At 68.3% G+C, this 3389-nt stretch carries 3 protein-coding genes; 2 read left to right on the top strand and 1 reads right to left on the bottom strand.

Annotation, left to right across the window (positions count from 1 at the left end):
* Positions 1-13: 13 nt before the first annotated feature.
* Positions 14-724, top strand: coding sequence for a class I SAM-dependent methyltransferase (locus tag EB084_22070; protein ID NDD30951.1), 711 nt, complete (start codon positions 14-16; stop codon positions 722-724).
* A 46-nt stretch (positions 725-770) separates the two neighbouring features.
* Here EB084_22070 and EB084_22065 read toward each other — a convergent pair whose 3' ends face one another.
* Positions 771-1859, bottom strand: a complete 1089-nt coding sequence (locus EB084_22065; protein NDD30950.1) for a cysteine synthase family protein — start codon at positions 1857-1859, stop codon at positions 771-773.
* A 101-nt stretch (positions 1860-1960) separates the two neighbouring features.
* On the opposite strand from EB084_22065, the gene EB084_22060 reads away from it, so the two are divergent.
* Entirely contained in the window at positions 1961-3388 is a 1428-nt protein-coding gene (locus tag EB084_22060; GenBank protein NDD30949.1) for a mechanosensitive ion channel protein MscS, read from the top strand.
* The last annotated feature ends 1 nt before the right edge of the window (position 3389 follow it).

Genomic DNA, 3389 nt, shown 5'->3' with positions numbered 1-3389 from the left:
GTGGCAGAGCCCGATGTTCTGCGCGCTGCTCGACGCCCTGGCGTTCACGCCTCCCCCCGCAACCGATCTGCGCCCCCATCTGCCCAGACCTGCCAGCACCCCGGAAGAGATGATGGCGCGCCTTCGCCCCGGGCGGCTCGGCGAGGTTCCCTACTGGAAGGTCTGTCTCGCACGCACGTTCCCGGAGCTCTACCTGAGACCGGATCTCGAAGCGCTCCCCGGGCCCATCGAAGGCTGCGAGCTGGCCTGCGGCTGGGGGCGAGGGAGCTTCTCCCTTGGCGTCATGCCCAGCCTGACCGTGCACTGCTGCGACATCTCCGAGGGCAGCCTGCGCGCGCTCGAGGCCCTGGCGTCGAGCGCGGGCTTCACCCATCTGCGCACGCGGCAGTGCGACATCACGGCGCTTCCCTACCCCGACGAGACCTTCCACTTCTTCATGGCCTTCGATCTCTTCGAACATCTCACCGACGCGGCCCTCGACGCGGTGCTGCGCGAAGTGCTGCGATGCGCCCGACCGGGCGCGCTGCTGTACACCGAGATCCCGCTTCACGCGAAGTGCCCGGCCATCACCCATCTGCAGGACTTCGCCCTGGAGCCGCTCGTCGACCGCTTCACCCGGCTCGAGGCGCACGGTCGCACCTTCCGACTGATGTACTACCACCCGGTCATCGACGATCACTTCACCTTCGCGGTGAAACCGCTGGACAGCAGCGCTCCGCACTGACCTGGGGCCGGGCACGCTCGGCGAAAGCGCCGCCCACCCCGGCGACTCAGGGCTCGGTGAGCCAGTCCTTGCTCAGGTAGCGATCCCAGCCGTCCGGCAGCAGCGCCACCACCGCGCCATCTCCGGGACAGGCCCGCGCCGCCACGCGTATTGCTGCGGCAACGGCGGTGCCGGCCGAACCGCCCGCAAACAGGCCCTCTTCGCGGATGAGCCGGCGGGCCGCCTCGAAAGACTCGGCGTCGGTCACTCGCTCGACGGCATCGATGACGCGGAGATCGAGGTTCGCCGGCACGCGGCTCGAACCGATGCCCTCTACAAGATAGGGGGCGTCGCACGGCGGGAGGCCGTCGCCCCAGAGCGACGCGAGCAGCGAGCCCACGGGATCGGCCAGCACGATTCGCGTGCGCGCGTCAGATCGCTTGAGGCAGCGTCCGATGCCGGTGATCGATCCCCCCGTGCCCACGCCGGCAACGAAGGCGTGCACCGGGCCCGCCACCTGGGCGACGATCTCGGGGCCGGTCACGGTCTCGTGAACGTGTGGATTCGCCGGATTGACGAACTGATCGACCAGGAACCACCCCCGCTCCGCGGCCAGACGTCTTGCCACGTTCTGGAAGTTCTCCGGGCTGTCCGGCGGGGCATTGGGCGTGATGATGACCTCGGCCCCGGCGGAGCGCAGCGCGCGACGCTTGTCGTTCGACATCTTCTCGGGCAAAACGCAGGCCAGGCGATAGCCGCGCACAGCCGCCACCATGGCCAGACCGAGGCCCGTGTTCCCCGCCGTGGCCTCGATCAGGGTCGCCCCTGGCGCGAGGGCGCCGCGACGCTCGGCATCGTCGATGATGGCCATGGCGATGCGGTCCTTGACGCTTCCGCCAGGGTTGAGAAACTCGCACTTGGCGAGCAGGGGCACCGGCAGACCGGCACCGAGAGCGTTCAAGGGCACCAGCGGTGTGCTGCCGATGCGGTCGAGGATGGAGCTCATCGTCGCCCCCTTTGCCCTTCGCCAGACGCCGTCCTCCCGCCCGCGCGCCCCCCGTGGCAGGAGGACGGCCTCCATGCCGCATTGAACTGGGCGGTGAGGTGAGCGCAATCGTGACCGTAGAGGCGCCCCGTCCGGTCTGCCCGCTGACATGCGAACCCTGAGTCGGGAAGCGCGGCACCGCCCGCTCACACCGCTGACATGACCACACCCGAGCTGGTGCTCGTGATCGAGCGCGCCGCGACCTCACAAGGATGGGTGCTGGGGGTCATTCTCGCCCTGAGCGCCATTGCGAAGCTGCTGGCGCGCTCGTCGAGGGTGGCGCTGCGGGCCTTCGCGCTGCTCACCCTGCTGGCCGTGATCACGCTTGTTGCGGCAAGCGCGCTCACCCCCGTGATCGGCGAGAGCGCCGCCGGGCTGCTCCGCGATCTCGCGATCTTCATCGAAGGCGCCGTGATCATCAGCCTGAGCGGCTCAGTGCTGTGGCCGTGGCCTGCGGCGGTGTGACGTGGCTCTTCGCACTGCTGTGGCTGCGCAACGTCAACCTCTCCGGCATCATCGCGGGCTCCGCGGTGGTGACGGCCATCATCGGTCTGTCGATGCAAGACACCCTGGGAAACCTGGTGGCGGGACTCGCCGTGCAGCTCGACGACTCGCTCGACGTGGGCGACTGGATCAAGATCGACGACATCCAGGGCCGCGTCGTGGAGATGGGGTGGCGTCGCATCGCCGTCGAGACCCGCAACTGGGAGACGGTGATGGTTCCCAACAGCGTGATGGCGCGAGGGAAGTTCACGGTGCAGGGCCGTCGCAGCGAGAAGCCCGTTCAGTGGCGCCGCTGGGTGTGGTTCAACGTCGACCATCGATGGACGCCCTCAGAGGTCATCGAGACCGTGGAGGCCGCCCTGCGCCAGGCCGAGCTCCCGCGCGTTGCGCCAGATCCTCCTCCGAACTGCGTCGCCATGGAGTTCGCCGAGAGCTTCACCCGTTACGCGGTTCGCTACTGGCTCACCGATCTTGCGGCTGACGATCCTACCGACTCTGATGTGCGCACCCACGTCGTTGCCGCGCTCAAGCGCGCGGGCATCTCGCTGGCGCTGCCGGCGCATGCGGTCTTCCTCACCGAAGAGGAGAATGCGGAGCGTCGCCTTCGCAAAGCGCGGGAAGATCAAGAGCAGCGCGTGCGGGCCCTTCGCAAGGTGGCGCTCTTCAACCGCCTTCCCGACGAGGAGCTCGAGACCCTGGCCTCGCAGCTGGTCTACGCGCCGTTCGCCCAGGGCGACGTCATGACCCGTCAGGGAAGCGAGGCCCACTGGCTCTACATCGTGAGCGAGGGGACCGCCGAGCGGTACGTGGAGACCGAGGGCACCCCTTCCACTCTCGTGAATGCCATCAGTGCGGGAGAGGTCTTCGGCGAGTGGAGCCTGGTGAACGACGTGGTGCGCGAGACCACCGTGGTGGCGCGCAGCAGCGTGCTCGCCTATCGACTTCCCAAGAGCGCCTTTCTCGCGGCCCTCACGCGAAACCAGAACCTGGCCCACGAGATCGCAATGGTGATGGGAGAGAAGCGAACGGCGCTCGATGCGGCGCTGCAGCACCTCGATGAAGAAGCGCGGCAGCGGCGCGGCAACGAGAACCAGACCACGGTGATGCAGAGCCTTCGGCGCCTCTTCGGCGTATAGC

This window comes from Pseudomonadota bacterium (assembly GCA_010028905.1).
Taxonomy (GTDB): Bacteria; Vulcanimicrobiota; Xenobia; order RGZZ01; family RGZZ01; genus RGZZ01.
The sequence above is the reverse complement of the archived record's forward strand: the minus strand, read 5'-3'. Positions and strand labels throughout refer to the sequence as shown.

Excerpts from the sequence above, each read along its gene's own strand:
- EB084_22065 (NDD30950.1), bottom strand. The coding sequence starts at position 1,859 with ATGTCAGCGGGCAGACCGGACGGGGCGCCTCTACGGTCACGATTGCGC.
- EB084_22060 (NDD30949.1), top strand. The coding sequence starts at position 1,961 with ATGGGTGCTGGGGGTCATTCTCGCCCTGAGCGCCATTGCGAAGCTGCT.
- EB084_22070 (NDD30951.1), top strand. The coding sequence starts at position 14 with ATGTTCTGCGCGCTGCTCGACGCCCTGGCGTTCACGCCTCCCCCCGCA.